Origin of the sequence: Phenylobacterium sp. (assembly GCF_022402485.1) — a bacterium.
In the GTDB taxonomy this organism is placed as follows: Bacteria; Pseudomonadota; Alphaproteobacteria; order Caulobacterales; family Caulobacteraceae; genus Phenylobacterium.
Genome location: NZ_JAKRSA010000012.1, coordinates 139358 through 152554 on the forward strand (window position 1 = coordinate 139358; position 13197 = coordinate 152554).

Annotated in this window: 12 protein-coding genes and 1 pseudogene; 2 read left to right on the top strand and 11 right to left on the bottom strand. The window is 66.2% G+C overall.

Annotated features, from left to right (window positions below; translation table 11 throughout):
- Positions 1-15: 15 nt before the first annotated feature.
- The 6 genes and pseudogenes from MH112_RS04440 to MH112_RS04465 all read right to left on the bottom strand — a co-directional run bounded on the left by MH112_RS04440 (position 16) and on the right by MH112_RS04465 (position 4790).
- Complete coding sequence (locus MH112_RS04440) at positions 16-654, bottom strand: hypothetical protein (protein ID WP_296564425.1); 639 nt, start codon at positions 652-654, stop codon at positions 16-18.
- A 632-nt stretch (positions 655-1286) separates the two neighbouring features.
- Entirely contained in the window at positions 1287-1445 is a 159-nt protein-coding gene (locus tag MH112_RS04445) for a hypothetical protein (protein WP_296564428.1), read from the bottom strand.
- A gap of 565 nt (positions 1446-2010) precedes the next feature.
- A complete protein-coding gene (locus tag MH112_RS04450; protein WP_296564431.1) occupies positions 2011-2607 on the bottom strand; it encodes a hypothetical protein in 597 nt (198 codons plus the stop codon).
- Between the two features lie 14 nt (positions 2608-2621).
- Positions 2622-2792: a hypothetical protein gene (locus MH112_RS04455; protein WP_296564435.1), complete on the bottom strand. Its 171-nt coding sequence runs from the start codon at positions 2790-2792 to the stop codon at positions 2622-2624.
- Between the two features lie 24 nt (positions 2793-2816).
- A pseudogene (locus MH112_RS04460) lies at positions 2817-3341 on the bottom strand (enoyl-CoA hydratase/isomerase family protein); the annotation flags it as partial.
- A 120-nt stretch (positions 3342-3461) separates the two neighbouring features.
- Complete coding sequence (locus MH112_RS04465) at positions 3462-4790, bottom strand: MFS transporter (protein WP_296564437.1); 1329 nt, start codon at positions 4788-4790, stop codon at positions 3462-3464.
- 266 nt (positions 4791-5056) lie between these two features.
- Here MH112_RS04465 and MH112_RS04470 point away from each other — a divergent pair, with 266 nt between their 5' ends.
- Positions 5057-6238, top strand: a complete 1182-nt coding sequence (locus MH112_RS04470; RefSeq protein ID WP_296564440.1) for a CoA transferase — start codon at positions 5057-5059, stop codon at positions 6236-6238.
- Here MH112_RS04470 and MH112_RS04475 read toward each other — a convergent pair.
- The 4 genes from MH112_RS04475 to MH112_RS04490 form a co-directional block, all read right to left on the bottom strand.
- On the bottom strand, positions 6215-6736 hold the full coding sequence (locus MH112_RS04475; protein ID WP_296564608.1) for an alpha/beta fold hydrolase: 522 nt from the start codon (positions 6734-6736) through the stop codon (positions 6215-6217). The two genes, MH112_RS04470 and MH112_RS04475, sit on opposite strands and share 24 nt — an antisense overlap.
- A 151-nt stretch (positions 6737-6887) precedes the next feature.
- Positions 6888-8087 (bottom strand): acyl-CoA dehydrogenase family protein, encoded by a 1200-nt coding sequence (locus tag MH112_RS04480; protein WP_296564442.1) that lies wholly within the window; start codon positions 8085-8087, stop codon positions 6888-6890.
- Positions 8088-8093: 6 nt separating this feature from the next.
- A complete protein-coding gene (locus tag MH112_RS04485) occupies positions 8094-9071 on the bottom strand; it encodes a nitronate monooxygenase family protein (RefSeq protein WP_296564445.1) in 978 nt (325 codons plus the stop codon).
- Positions 9072-9107: 36 nt separating this feature from the next.
- Entirely contained in the window at positions 9108-10592 is a 1485-nt protein-coding gene (locus MH112_RS04490) for an AMP-binding protein (protein ID WP_296564447.1), read from the bottom strand.
- Between the two features lie 243 nt (positions 10593-10835).
- Here MH112_RS04490 and MH112_RS04495 point away from each other — a divergent pair, with 243 nt between their 5' ends.
- Complete coding sequence (locus MH112_RS04495; protein ID WP_296564452.1) at positions 10836-12053, top strand: acyl-CoA dehydrogenase family protein; 1218 nt, start codon at positions 10836-10838, stop codon at positions 12051-12053.
- Positions 12054-12103: 50 nt separating this feature from the next.
- Here the strand turns inward: MH112_RS04495 and MH112_RS04500 are convergent, their stop codons facing one another.
- Positions 12104-13108 (bottom strand): glutathione S-transferase family protein, encoded by a 1005-nt coding sequence (locus MH112_RS04500; protein WP_296564455.1) that lies wholly within the window; start codon positions 13106-13108, stop codon positions 12104-12106.
- Positions 13109-13197: the final 89 nt, after the last annotated feature.

Genomic DNA, 13197 nt, shown 5'->3' on the forward strand with positions numbered 1-13197 from the left:
GCTTTTCCTGGGTCCTCAGCTCGAAGTCGCTGGCGTCGTGGCGCTCTCGCAACTGAGTGGAAGGCTCACCCCAGGTGCGGTTGACGATCCGCCCGCGCTTCTCCGCCGGCCGCTGAGCGATGGCGTCCACCCAGCGGACGACGTTCTTATACTCTTGACCTGCAGGAACGCCTCCGCCCCATAGAGCGAGCCCTTGGCCAAGCCTCCGTACCAAGGCCAGACGGAGATGTCGGCCACGGTGCAGTCCTCGCCGGCCAGGTACTCGCTCTCGGCGAGGCACCGCTTCACATACATGGCGTAGCGAGCGATAGCGTATTCGATCTTGCCGAGCGCATAGGCGTGGAAGCGGCCGAAGCCACACCCGAGGTAGGGGGCGGTGCCCATCTGCCAGAAGAGCCGGGAGAGGCATTCGGCGCGGGACGCAGGCTCGGTGAGCAGGAACGCCCAGTACTTTTCCGCCAGGTGCATCAGAATCGCGCCGGACTTGAACACCCGGACCGGAGTAGGGCCGCTGCGGTCCAGGAGGGCGGGGGTCTTTAAGTTGGGGTTCACCGCCACGAAGCCAGAGCCGAACTGGTCGCCCTCGTTGATGCGTATAAGCCATGCATCGTACTCCGCGCCGGTATGACCCTGGGCCAGCGACTCTTCCAGCATGACCGTCGCGCGCCATTGGATGTGGCCAGGGAGTAGAGCTGCAGCGGGTGGCGTTCGTCGGGCAGGTCCTTGTCATGGGTCGGGCCGGCGAAGGGGCGGTTGATGTTGGCGAAGCGGCCTCCGCTCTCCTTGTTCCAGGTCCGGATCCAGGGTGGCGTGTAGGCGGGGTGGCTCATGATGTCTTCTCTTTCATCAGGGCTCGGCCGGCGCGGCAGGTCCATCTCGCCCCATCAACCCCTGAACTGAAGCCGCCGACTTTCGGAAACGGCGGCGGCTGGCGGGGCCTCCCGCCCCCTGGCGCCTTGTTCCTCGGCGCGGCTGCGCGCCTCCGCATGGCGGGCGCCTCCCAACATCCCGCCCAGGGCGTAGTTCCCCTTGTGGCAGGCATATTCGTAAAGCGGCCCAGGGATGGCCCTGAGGCTCATCTCTGCGCGCCAGACCGCCGTGAAGTGTACGGGGTTCTCCACCTCGAAAGCGTAGAAGATCTGCCTGGGCGAGACCCGCTGGAAACGTTCAGTGACCCGCTCCTCAGGCGAGAGGAAGATCGGGCCGAACCGAACCTGATGCGGATTGATGTGGGCGATCTCGACAATCCACGAGTCGCCCGCCTAACAGCCCACGAAGTCTGCCAGTCAAGGCTGCAGAGCCGCGGCCCCACGGCTCTCCCGGGAGAGCGCCTTTCCGGTGTGGATCGGAATGGTCCGCACATCGTGGACTATCTCCACCACGATCACCAAGTTATCCGGCGTCTGGATGATCTGGTAGTTGAAATTGTAGATGTTGTTGAGCATCCCCGGCCCACCGGAACCGCGGGAGCCGTTCAGGCAGCGGTCGTTGGGCGCCATGTGCTCTGGCCCGGCGGGATCCTGGCAGGCTCGCGTGGCGGCCGCCTCCTGCGAGCGCCGCAGGGCGGCCGTCGTGAGCGGCAGCGGGCCGGACGCGGGCCCTACGATCCAGGAGCTCCGGAGTTGACCCTGGACCCGCGCGAACTGGTCGCCGGCTTTGATCCAGAACGCGTTAACGCCGATCTTAGCACCGCCTTCGGCAGGGGGGTACGTCGGCGGGATCGGTGTGCCTAGCGTCAGCCTTAGAACGGTGCAGAAGGGGGTTGGCCCGGGCAAGCGTAAGCGCCTCCGCCTCAGTGAAGATCAGGTTCGGGACCCCCGGCGGCCGGCTGAGCTGGGTGAGGGAGGCGTTTGTCCAGACGCCGGTCAAGTCCGGTCGAGCGCCGCCTAGGCCATGCGGACCCTCCGCGCGGGCCGCGCAGGGGAGAGCCATGAGCACCAGGGCCGATGCAAGCGCGACGGCCATCCTCATCATGTCGCGCACTTTCCCATGAACGCGGCTGGCCGGAGGTCAGCACCGCAGGCGGGGTCCTGGGTTGATCGGTGTCGCATCGCTGCGCCCTAAGGTCCCGCTCAGCGGCTTGCGAACACTAGCGCGCTTCTCCACGAAGGCCTTGGCAGCGGCCTTGTGGTCCTCGGACATCATGGTGCGGACGATGTGGATGGCCTCCTCGTCGAGCACGTCGGTGAGGCCCAGAGCCGCGGCCTGAGCGCCAGTGATCACGTCGGACAGTAGGTAGAGCTCTCGCGCCCTGGCCGCGCCCATCAGGTGGGTGAGGCGGCGGATGTAGGGCTGGTCCTTCGGATAGCCGCCATCGGTCCCCCGCTTCACCGGATCCAGCCGCGGCCACCGTAGCGGCAGACCCAGCCACTCGGCCTCACAGAAAACGTCTATCATGAAGTAGCTGACCCACAGCGGATCTCGCGGACCGAAGAACTCCGGGGTGCGCACCGCGATCGGATAGACCAGCCTCACGTTGCAGCGGACGTCGTGCTCCGACTCCAGCACCAGAAGCCTGGGCGTAAGGAGGTAGGAGTAGGGGGAACGGAAGGACCAATAGAGGTCGTAGGACAGGGTTATGGCGTGCTTTCCTGATGTAGATCTCAAACGACAGCGACAGGCTAGCGGCCCTGGAATACGGGTCGCCGCTTCTTGAAGAAGGCCTTGCGGGCCGACTTGGCGTCTTCCTTGGCGAAGGCGATGCGGATGTTGGCGAGTTCATAGCGGAGTTGCTGCTCCAGCTCGGTGCTCTCCCGGGCCTTGAACATGCCGCGCTTCAGCAGCCACAGCATGATCGGCGACCACTGGCAAAGCTCTTAGCAGGAATGCGCGAGGCGCGCGCTGCAGGCGTCGTCGTCCACAACCTCGCCCGCCATGCCGAGCGCCACGGCCTCCTCCCCGATGACGGTGCGATTCTCCATCATGAACCGCATGGCCCGCTCATAACCCATGGCCTGCAGAAGGGTCACCGTGAGCCCGGCGTCCAGGGAGCCGCCGATGCGGGTGTAGCCCGCCATCAACCGAGCGCTGCGCTTGATCAGGCGCACGTCGGTGGACATGGCGAGGCCGAGGCCAGCGCCCACGGCGACAGCGTTCACGCCGCCCACCACCAGCTTGTCGCAGCGCCTGCGCAGCGTCAGGAGGCGGCTGCTCACCCACCGCATGTCATCCAGCTGTGCGGCCTGCGGCGAGAGCGGCGTGGCGTGACTTTCCGGAGAGAGATCAAGGCCGGCGCAGAACGAGTGCCCGGTGCCGGTGAGGGCGAAAACCCGCACATTCTCGTCAGCCACGGAGGCCTCCACTGCCACGATCACCCCACCGGCGAGCTCGTCGCTGAGGGCGTTCTTCTTCTGGTGAAGCCCCGGATATACCTAGCGTCGGCGATCGTGACGACCTCGACCAAGGTACTGCTCCTCTCGCCGTTCAGCCAGCGCGGCCGGTCGCGCGAAGCTGCGCCTGCGTCATGTGATCTTGAGCTCCCGGGTAAGGTGCCGGCTGGCAAGCCAGAAGAACAGCGCAGGTACGACCCCCAGGGCGGCGGCACCCACCAGCACCCAGCGCACGCTCTGGTCGCCGGCGATCGGCTGGAAGGCGTCGGACAGCATCCCGAAGAACAGCGGGCCCAGCCCAAGGCCGACTAGGTTGATGGTGAAGAGGATGATCGCCGTGGCCATGGCGCGGGCTGGCGGGCTTACCAGCCGCTGGACGCAGGAGAAGGTGGGGCCATAGAACAGGGTGTTGGCCATGGACGGCAGGAAGATGAGCAGCAGGGCGACCCGCCAGTCCGGGTGCATGTAGCCCGCCATGAGCAAGGGCGCGCCGAAGAGCATGCCGATGATCGGCGCGGCCAGGATCCGCCGGGGGTCGCGGGCACCCAGACGATCGGCGAAGAACCCGCCCAGGAACATCCCGATGGAGCCGGCGATCCCGACGCTGATCCCCAGCCAGATGCCCACCTGACCCGGCGACAGGTCGTGGGTGCGGATGAAGAGGATCGCTTGCCAGACGGTCTTCCCATAGCTGAGGAAGGCGACGAACGAGGCGGCGACGGTGATCAGCACGAAAGCCCGGGACCCCATCACCTCCGCGATCGCTTCCCGGAACGACATGGAGGGTGCCGCCGGCGCGTTGCTGCGCAGGGCCTCCGCCGCAAACACCCGGCGCGGCTCCTTGAGGGTGTAGACCAGCAGGATCGCAAAGAGCAGGCCCGGCAGGCCCAGGACCAGGAAGGCCGATCGCCACCCGTAGAGGTCGGTGAGTACGCCCCCCAACACCATGCCCAGCAGCCCGCCAACGGGGATGCCGATCCCGTAAAAGGCTATGGCGGAGGCGTGCTTTTCAGGAGCGACCATGTCGGTTATCAGAGAATGGGCGGCGGGCGCGCAGCCCGCCTCCCCTACGCCGACCCCCACCCGGGCCAGCAGCAGCTGGGCGAAGTTCTGCGCCAGGCCACAGACCACTGTCATGCCGGACCAGAGCGCCAGGGATACGGCGATGATTGTCACTCGGCTGGACTTCTGGTTATCCGCCAGCCGGGCGATGGGAAGGCCGAGGAAGGTGTAGAAGAGGGCGAAGGCGAGACCCGTGAGCAAGCCGATCTGGGTGTCGCTCAGGTTTAGGTCCTGCTTGATCGACTCCGCCAGGATGTTGACCACCTGGCGATCGAGGTAGTTGAGCGTTGAGACGATCAGCAGGAGCCACAGCGCATAGCTCGTGTAGGTCCGGCTGAACGGCGCAGCTTGGGTCGGCTCCGGGGGTGCCGCGGCTGTCACGCTGGCATCTGAGCTCATCGGTTCCCTCTCCGTCCGTCCCGCCAACGCCACTTTGCTTGTTTTCTTGAAGCGGAACTCTTCTTCTCATTGAACCCGGGTCCGAGCGGGTGTCAAGCGGCCCTTGAATTGCTTGCCACCCTGTCGGCGCGCCGGTCGAAAGGCCTTTACACGCGGCTCCGCCGCGTTAAGCAAATCAGAACACTCATTCCGGATGCAACGGAGAACCCGTGAGGCCGAGCATTCAGATCCTTCCCTCGACGGCCGTCGGGCGAGCGGGGACCCGCGTGGGCCCGCTGACCGGCGTCCGGGTCCTCGACTTCGGCCGCTACATCGCCGGACCCTACTGCGCCGCGCTGCTGGCGGAGTTCGGTGCCGACGTGATCCGGATCGAGAAGCGTGGCGGGAGCGAAGACCGCTTTGTCTCCCCCCTCGGAGAAGGCCTGGAAGGGGCCGTCTTCACCCAAATGAACCGCAACAAGCGCTCCATTACGCTTGATCCGATGAGCGAGGCCGGGCGCGGGGTGGTGAGACGCCTTTTATGTTCCGCCGACGTGGTAGTGGCGAACCTGCCCGGCCCCACCCTCACCGCCATGGGGCTGGACCAGACCAGCCTCTCCGCCCTGCGTCCGGACATCATCCTGGCCTCGACCTCGGCTTACGGCGACATCGGACCGCTGCGCGACCAGGTCGGCTTCGACGGGATCGGCCAGGTCATGTCCGGTGCCGTCCACCTTACTGGGACGCCCGACCAGCCCTACCGAACTCCGGTGGCCTGGGTGGACTTCGGGACAGCGCTACACAGCGCCTTCGGGGTCGTTCTGGCGCTGCTGGAGCGTGAGCGCAGCGGCCGCGGTCAAACGGTGGCGACATCCCTTCTGGGGACCGCGCTCGCATTCATGGCCCCGACACTCATCGAACAGGCCGTGACTAACAGCGACCGCCAAGCCATCGGCAACAAGAGCCACGGCTCGGCACCCACAGATCTGTACCGGACGCGCGACGGCTGGATCCTGACACAGGTGATCGGCCAGCCCCTGTTCCGCCGCTGGGCGGAGCTGATGGGCGAGCCGTCCTGGCTCGAGGACCCGCAGTTCGCCAGCGACAAGTCCCGGGCCGAGAACAGCGGACCGATCACCGAGCGCATGTCCCGGTGGTGCGCCGAGCGAACAGAGGCCGAGGCGCTGGCGATCCTCGGGGCGGCGCGCATCCCGGCGGGCCCGGTGCTTCGTCCCCAGCAGGTGCTGGACCATCCTCAAGTCCAGGCCATGGGACTGATGGCCGATACCCGGGCGCTGGGCGCGCCGCGGCCGGCACCGGCGTTCCGGGCACCCCTGCAGCTATCAGAGACGCCGGGCACGATCCAAAGCGGGCCGCCGCGGGTTGGCCAGCACACCGATGCCGTGCTGGAGGAGCTGGGCTATTCAGCCTGCGAGATCGCGGACCTACGGGCCGCCGGCGCGATCTAGGCGCTGCCGGCGACCGCCGCGGGGGTCGCGGACCCGCAGTCCCTTCTGGAGCAGGTGCCACTTCAGCTTGTCGAAGCGCTCGGCGAGCTGTTCCGGCGTGAGCGGCTCCTGCCGCGTCAGACCAGGGATCGCCATCATGCCTCGGCCCGGCAGCGCCGTGTTCGACATCACCGCTCGGGCGAAGCGTTCGATGTACTCCGCCTGGACCCGGCCGCCGATCAGCCCGCACCAGTCCTGGCCGAAGATTGTCACATGCTGCAGATCAAGTTTACGGACCAGGGCGGTGACCCAGCCGACATAGGCGGAATAGGTGTAGCGCGCCGGATCGACGTACTTGTCCGAGCGGCCAAAGCCGATCAGGTCCAGGACAATCAACCGGTAGCCGGCCTCGACGAAGGGGCCGATCATCTTTCGGTAGAGGTAACCCCACATCGGCTGGCCGTGGAGCAGCAGCAGGGTCTCGCGAGCGTCACGCGGCCCGGCGTCCACATAGGCCATCCGCACGCCCGGCTCGACTTCCAGGTAGCTGGGCGGCTACGGATAGTCCTCGATCTCCGCAACTGGGCCTCTGCGGTGCGAAGGATCTCGCGGCGGCTGACGAGTTTGGCATCGTTGAGCTTCCCTGGGTCACTTGCTGTCGCGCCGGCCATCACCGGTCGGGCAGGCCGAGGATGCGCTTGGAGACGATGTTGTTCTGCACCTCGAACGAGCCGCCGAAGATGGTGGTGGCCTTGCCGGCTAGCCAGCCGCGGACCTTTGCCAACTCCGCATCATCAAAGGCGTCGCCGGCCCAGCCCAGGCCCTGAAAGCCCATGATCTCGACCATCAGCTCTGCGCGGTCCTGGCCGATCTGCGTGCCGGCGTTCTTGAGGATCGAAGTAGCCGCCGAGGGACCCTGATATGACCGGGCCTCGGCCATCATCCGCTGCATCGTCAGCTGGAAGGCGCGGTGGTCCATCTCGTGGCGGGAGATGCGGCCGCGCAGGTCGAGGTCTTCGATGCGGCCCTTGTCGTCCCGGCCGATGCGGGTCACCGCCAATTCCGCGGGGGAGCCGTTGATCCCGAACACGCCGCCGCCTAGCGCGGCGGAACTGTCCCCCGACCGCTCATACTGCAGGAGCCTTTTGGCTATGGTCCAGCCGCCGTTCAACGGCCCCACAAGGTTCGCCTTGGGCACCTTCACGTCGGTGAAGAAGGTTTCGCAAAACGGCGATTCGCCCGCGATCAGCCGGATCGGCCGAACCTCCACCCCGGGATCACGCATGTCGATCAGCACGAAGGATATCCCCTCATGCTTGCGGCTGGTGTCGGTCCGTACCAGGCAAAAACACATGTCGGCCCACTGTCCGCCCGACGTCCACACCTTCTGGCCGTTCACCAGGAAGTGGTCGCCCACGTCGATGGCGCGGGTCTGTAGGGAGGCCAAGTCCGACCCGGAGCCAGGCTCGGAGAACCCTTGGCACCAGTTCACTTCCTGGCGCGCCAGCGGCGGCAGGTGCTCCTGCTTCTGGGCCTCGGTGCCATATTCCAGGAGCGTCGGACCTAACAGATCCTTGCCCAGGCCGCCGATTGGATTCCAGGCGCCGATGCGGTCCATTTCCTTTTGCAGCACCCGGGCTTCCGCCGCCGTGAGGCCACCGCCGCCATAGGCCTTCGGCCAGATCGGGGTCCCCCACCCCCGTTCGCCCATGGCCCGGGTCCAGGCGACGACGTCGGGCTCGGGTTCCCCAGGCGCCTCGTGAAGCGACCAGCCGCTCTTGCCCTTCAAGGATGGGACGAAGTGAGTCGCCAGCCACGCCCGCGCCTCAGCGCGGAAGGCCCGGAATTCGTCGAGGACCGGAGCGTTCATAGGCACCTACGATGCAGCCAGACCCACGAGCCTCTGGCGGATCAGCGCCTCGGCCTCACTCATTATCCCGTCGATCAACGCTTTGCAGGTGGGGACGTCGTGGATCAGCCCCACCACCATGCCGCAAGACCACACGCCGGCGTCCATCTCGCCGTCATTCATGATCTTCGGATACACCCCGCCCACTTCCTCCACGATGTCCTCGAATTTGAGGTTCGCCCCCAGGGCGCGCTCCTTCTCCAGCAGACGGTCGACGGCAGCGTTGGCCAGCACACGCTCTGTGTTGCGCAGCGGGCGCATGACCAAGCGGGTGTCCAGCTCGCTGGCCGCCACAATGGCCTGTTTCACGTTGTCGTGGATCGGGGCTTCCTTGGTGGCCATGAAGCGTGTGCCCATGTTGATGCCCTCGGCGCCAAGGGCCAGGGCGGCCACCAGTTGCCGGGCGTTAGCGACGCCCCCTGACGCCACGAACGGAATCTTCAGCTCCTCCGCCGCGCGCGGCAGCAGCACGAAGTTCGGTACGTCGTCCTCGCCGGGATGGCCACCGCACTCGAAGCCGTCGACGCTGACGGCGTCGCAGCCGATCGCCTCTGCCTTGAGCGAGTGGCGCACCGAGGTGCATTTGTGGATCACCTTGACGCCCGCCTCCTTGAGCGCCGGCAGCCACTTCTGCGGATTGTTGCCGGCGGTCTCGACCACCTTCACACCGCCGTCGATGATCGTCTTCACGAAGCCTGGGTAGTCGGGCGGGGTGATCGCCGGCAGGAAGGTCAGATTCACGCCAAACGGCTTGTCGGTCATCTCCCGGCAACGCGCGATTTCCTTCGCGAGGTTCTCCGGAGTCCGTTGGGTCAGGCCGGTGATGATGCCAAGGCCGCCGGCATTGGACACCGCCGACGCCATCTCGGCCAGGCCGACGAAATGCATCCCCCCCTGGATGATCGGGTGCTGGATTCCGAACAGTTCGGTGATGCGGGTTTTCATGGGTCGCTCCTGGGTCGGTGATTGAATTGGGCGGCGTCAAGCGGCCGAGCTGGCCGTCTTCATTCGGGCGATACGTTCGTCACGCAGCGCCGTGCGACGCATCTTTCCGGCATCGTCGCGTAAGGGATGGTCGACAAACTCGTAGGACCTGGGCCGCTTGTAAGTGACCAGCCGGTCCGCGAGGAACGCCTTCAGCTCCTCGGCCGAGACCTCGCTCCGCGCCTGGATGATGGCGTGGACCTGATTGCCGAGATCGTGGTCCGGCAGTCCGACGATGGCGCAGGACTGCACGGCCGGGTGCTCCTCCAGCGCCGCCTCGATCTCCGCCGGATACACATTGGCGCCGCCAACCAGGACCATGTCGGTCCGTCGGTCGGCGAGGTAGAGGAATCCGTCCCCGTCGAACCAGCCCATGTCGCCAAGACTCTCCCAGCCGTCGGGCAGCGTCCGAGCCTCGGCGCCGACGTAGTTGTAGGTCGGCGCCGCGCCCTGTGGTCGGCGCAGGTAGATCTCGCCGGTCTGCCCGACAGGCGCGGGCTGACCGGCCTCATCAAACACCTTCATCTCGCCCATGATCACCCGGCCCACCGATCCTCGGTGCGCCAGCCATTCGACGCCGGTGATTTCGGCGATCGCCTGGGACTCGGCCCCGCCATAGCGTTCCATCACCGCGTCCGGGCCGAACCAGTGGATGAAGGCTTCTTTCAGCCAAGGCGGGCATGGCGCCGACAGGTGCCAGACCGTCTTGATGCTCGACACGTCATAGCGGTCTCGCACCGCCTCTGGCAGACGCCAGATCCTGCCCATCATAGTGGGCACCAGATAGACCCAGGCGGCACCGCGGGCGGCGATCTCGGCCAGCGTCCCCTCCGGATCGAACCGGGGCATGACCACCAGGTGCGCGCCGATGGTCAGGGCGTCCACCATCATCGCGAACCCGCTGGTGTGATAGAGCGGCGCGGGCACCAGCGAAACCTCGCCGGGGCGCATCCGCCAGAAGCTGACGGGGTCCATCGCCGCCGGGGCCAACCCGGCCCTGCCTGCCAGGATCAGCTTTGGCCGTCCGGTGGAGCCGCCCGATGTCAACGCCCGGTTCACGGGCGCGACACGATCCTCCAGATCCGACTCATCATCCGAACGAGCGGCGATGTCGGAGATGGTCAGGATGGGGCGGTCAATCTTGTGCTGAGCCTCGGCGATCACGACGGGGGGCGCCGCCAGTGCGATGATCGCCTCCAGTTCCCCCTTCGGCAGTCGGAATGAGACCGGCTGCGGCGTTGCGCCAAGCTTCCAGATCGCCCAGCACGCTTCGATGAACCCGATGTCGTTGGGCAGGCCCAGGGTGACCAGGTCGCCGGCCGTCACCCCATAGGTCGCAAGGCCGCGGGCGAGCCGATTCGTACGCCTATGAAGCTGTCGATAGGTAAGCGTCCTCGGTCCACAGCTGACGGCCGGCGCGTCAGGCTGGACCTCAGCCATCTTGCAGAGCTTAGCGCCGTAGGAGATGTCAGGCTGGGGCATGTCTGCTCTCCTCCAGAACCATCATTCCTATTCATGAAAGTGGATTTCGGGCAAGAGTCAATCCTCGGATCGCCCGCTCCGCACTCGTTCCGGGGAAGGATCCCTCCCGAGCGACCGGGTTAGCCGCGGAACATTCTCTTGCGGAACACGTATTCTGGTTCATAGAGTTGTCGGCGCGGGCTGCGGGCCGCGTCTTGTTCGAACCTGGCTGCAACGGTCGGGCGCACGGAGGATTTTCTGGACATGCCTGTATCGAGCGTCGAGGAGTCGGAGCGCTTTCGCAACCGGGTTCGCGCTTGGCTGGAAGCGAACCTGCCGCCGACTCTTCGGGCCCATCCGCGCCGCGTTTCGGAGGCCATGGTGGACGGCGCTGAAATCCCCGATGACGTGAAGACTTGGCGGGCACGCTTCGGGGCGACCGGCTGGGGGGTCCCGGCCTGGCCGAAGCGGTTCGGCGGCGGTGGACTGAGCCCCGACGAGATTGGCGTCCTGAACGAGGAGATGGCGCGGATCGATGCGCGCAATCCGATCGGCGGGCTGGGCGTAATGATGTTCGGACCGACGCTGCTGGAATTCGGGAACGAGGAACAGCTCCAACAGCACATTCCACCGATCGCGCGTAACGAGATCCGCTGGTGTCAGGGTTTCAGCGAGCCGGGCGCCGGGTCCGACCTGGCCTCCCTGCGCATGGCCGCCGAGGACTGTGGGGACCACTTCCTCGTGACCGGCCAGAAGATATGGACAACGGGCGCCCAGTTCGCGGACTGGTGCTTCTGTCTGGTGCGCACGAAGAATAGCCCCAAGAAACACGACGGGATCAGTTTCCTGCTGGTCGATATGCGCTCGCCTGGGGTCGAGGTGCGGCCGATCCGGCTGATCAGCGGCGAATCGCAGTTCTGCGAGACCTTCTTCACGGAGGTAATGGTGCCCAAGGCGAACCTTGTGGGGCCGTTGAACGGCGGCTGGGCGATCGCCAAACGGCTCCTGCAGCATGAGCGCCAGGCCGCCAGCGGCGGGGCGAGCCCGCTGGGCGCGCCATCGACGCTGCGCCTAAGCGACCTCGCCCGCGAAACAGTGGGCGTCGACAGCGATGGACGGCTCACCGATCCCGATCTGCGGCGTCGGCTCACCGAGCACCTGATGGACGCGCGCGCCTTTGAGCTCACCCGGGCCCGCGGCGAGGCCGAGCGCCGTTCCAACAGCGACCCGTCCACCATCTCTTCGATCCTGAAGAACGCCGGCTCGCGCGTAAGTCAGCTCCGGGCGGAGCTGACCCTCGAGGTGCTGGGCCACCAGGGGCTGGGTTGGAGCGGCGAGGCTTTCGCGGCGAGCGAGCTCGCATCGGTTCGCACCTGGCTGCTCGGCAAGTCGGGCTCGATCGCTGGGGGCTCGCACGAGGTTCAGAACAACATTATCGCGAAGCGAATCCTAGGCCTGCCGGATCCGGCAGGCTCCAGCTAGGGGGACGGAAATCAGATCCTTGGCCCTGTCCGTGCCAAGTGCCACCGCAATCACGGAACCGCCGCGAAGCCTGATGTCGGACTGAAGCCCTCCGCAAGGCCCGATTGCCGCAGCCAAGTCTCCACAGCCTCAGCTTCGGCGGACGTCAGCCGGCGTCGAATTCGGTCCTGAATCATCATTCGCGCCCGCTCCGGATAGGCGCGGGCAAGGTAGCTCGCCGGTTCGCCATAGGTAGAGATGTCAAAGGCTTTGCGGCCGTCAGCCAGGGCCTGGGCGTTAGCCAGAAGAAACGGCGCGTAGTGCTGGGCCATTCCCTCCAGGAGGTGTCGGGCAAACAGGGTGGACTGCGGGAAAGGTGCCAGTCCCCCGCTGCCATCCCACCTGTCCGCCCGTTCATTCCAAGCCACCAGGCGCGGGAAGCGTTTGACCACCTTCGCGGGATCGGGATCGTGCAGCGTGTGGGCGCGGAAGCCGCCCAGGACCATGCAGTCCACAGCCGTCGGGCGGTCTCCAAGCAGGTACCTAGTTTTCATCAGCTGTTCGTCAGCGGCCTCAAGCAGCCGGACGTACTCCGCTTCGGCTGCCTGCTGGTGGAACTCGGTCTCGGTTCCGGTGGCGCGACAGGCGCGCGGCCCCCAGGACAAGACCGCTTCGGCCATGGCGGGCTCGGCGATAATGTTGGCCACGAACCGGGCGCTGTCGGGATAGTGCCATCGATAGTGCACCATCACCCTCGCCGTCCACTCGTCCAGGTACTCCTCCGCCAGATGGGTCAGGACGCCCAGCGGTCCAGACGGAAACATCGCCCGGTCGGGAAACCGATGATCGAGCAGGTCGATGATCGGCGTGGTGTCCGCGATCATCCAGCCTTCGGGGGTGGCGAGGACGGGAACCTGATGGGTGCCAGCCCGAGCCTCAATCGCCTGACCGTCCGGTCGGCCCCGCTTCAGCATGAACTCGAAGGGCGCACCGTAGAAGATCAGGGCGGCCTCCAGCTTGCGGGTGAAGAGACTGGGTCCCGATCCGTAGAGGACATATCCTGAGGGGTTCGCCATCAGTCCACCGCCAGTCGGTTGCCGTCCTGGGTGCGTGGCCGGGCCAGATCGATGCCGTACAGCGTCAACATTTCCGTTTCCTCCACAAA

Coding starts and splice junctions, on each gene's coding strand:
- MH112_RS04440 (WP_296564425.1), bottom strand. CDS start 654: ATGCTGGAAGAGTCGCTGGCCCAGGGTCATACCGGCGCGGAGTACGAT.
- MH112_RS04445 (WP_296564428.1), bottom strand. CDS start 1,445: ATGCTCAACAACATCTACAATTTCAACTACCAGATCATCCAGACGCCG.
- MH112_RS04455 (WP_296564435.1), bottom strand. CDS start 2,792: ATGCTGTGGCTGCTGAAGCGCGGCATGTTCAAGGCCCGGGAGAGCACC.
- MH112_RS04465 (WP_296564437.1), bottom strand. CDS start 4,790: ATGAGCTCAGATGCCAGCGTGACAGCCGCGGCACCCCCGGAGCCGACC.
- MH112_RS04475 (WP_296564608.1), bottom strand. CDS start 6,736: ATGGCCTATGTGGACGCCGGGCCGCGTGACGCTCGCGAGACCCTGCTG.
- MH112_RS04480 (WP_296564442.1), bottom strand. CDS start 8,087: ATGAACGCTCCGGTCCTCGACGAATTCCGGGCCTTCCGCGCTGAGGCG.
- MH112_RS04485 (WP_296564445.1), bottom strand. CDS start 9,071: ATGAAAACCCGCATCACCGAACTGTTCGGAATCCAGCACCCGATCATC.
- MH112_RS04490 (WP_296564447.1), bottom strand. CDS start 10,592: ATGCCCCAGCCTGACATCTCCTACGGCGCTAAGCTCTGCAAGATGGCT.
- MH112_RS04495 (WP_296564452.1), top strand. CDS start 10,836: ATGCCTGTATCGAGCGTCGAGGAGTCGGAGCGCTTTCGCAACCGGGTT.
- MH112_RS04500 (WP_296564455.1), bottom strand. CDS start 13,108: ATGGCGAACCCCTCAGGATATGTCCTCTACGGATCGGGACCCAGTCTC.